This is a genomic window from Pseudomonas sp. JH-2 (assembly GCF_036231725.1).
In the GTDB taxonomy this organism is placed as follows: Bacteria; Pseudomonadota; Gammaproteobacteria; order Pseudomonadales; family Pseudomonadaceae; genus Pseudomonas; species Pseudomonas delhiensis.
On sequence record NZ_JAZAQP010000122.1, the window covers coordinates 1 to 1,042 of the forward strand.

A 1,042-nucleotide genomic window follows, 5' to 3' on the forward strand; every position below is an offset into this window, starting at 1 on the left:
ACCGGCAGCGCCGGCTTCATCGGCGCCAACTTCGTTCTCGACTGGCTGGCAGGCAATGACGAAAAGGTCATCAGCCTCGACAAGCTGACCTACGCCGGCAACCGCCAGAACCTGGCCAGCCTGGACGACGACGAGCGGCACGTATTCGTGCACGGCGACATCGGCGATGGCGAACTGGTTTCCCGCCTGCTGGCCGAGCACCAGCCCCGCGCCATACTGAACTTCGCCGCCGAATCCCACGTGGACCGCTCCATCCACGGCCCGGAAGACTTCATCCAGACCAACATCGTCGGCACCTTCCGCCTGCTGGAAGCGGTCCGCGCCTACTGGAACGGCCTGGCCGACGAGCCCAAGGCCGCCTTCCGCTTCCTCCACGTCTCCACCGACGAGGTCTACGGCTCGCTGGGCCCGAACGATCCGGCCTTCCGCGAAAGCAACAAGTACGAGCCCAACAGCCCCTACTCGGCCTCCAAGGCCGCGTCCGACCACCTGGTCCGCGCCTATCACCACACCTACGGGCTGCCGGTGCTGACCACCAACTGCTCGAACAACTATGGCCCCTACCACTTCCCCGAGAAGCTGATCCCGCTGGTCATCCACAACGCCCTGGCCGGCAAGCCGCTGCCGATCTACGGCGACGGCCAGCAGGTCCGCGACTGGCTGTACGTGAAGGACCATTGCGCGGCCATCCGCCGCGTGCTGGAAGCCGGCCAGCTGGGCGAGACCTACAACGTCGGCGGCTGGAACGAGAAAGCCAATATCGACGTGGTCCATACCCTGTGCGACATCCTCGACCAGGAGCAGCCGCGGACCGACGGACGGAGCTACCGCGAGCAGATCACATTCGTCAAAGATCGCCCCGGTCACGACCGTCGCTACGCCATCGACGCCACCCGCCTCGAGCGCGAGCTGGGCTGGAAGCCGGCGGAAACCTTCGAGACCGGCATCCGCAAGACCGTGCGCTGGTACCTGGACAACCAGGCCTGGGTGAACAACGTCACCAGCGGCGCATACCGTGAATGGGTAGGTAAGCAGTACGCAT

General features: G+C 65.4%; 1 protein-coding gene. It reads left to right on the forward strand.

The features are described from left to right. Nucleotides 1-1,042: dTDP-glucose 4,6-dehydratase (gene rfbB / locus VV867_RS31000; RefSeq protein WP_328568445.1), on the forward strand; the 1,042-nt coding region annotated here is incomplete at both ends.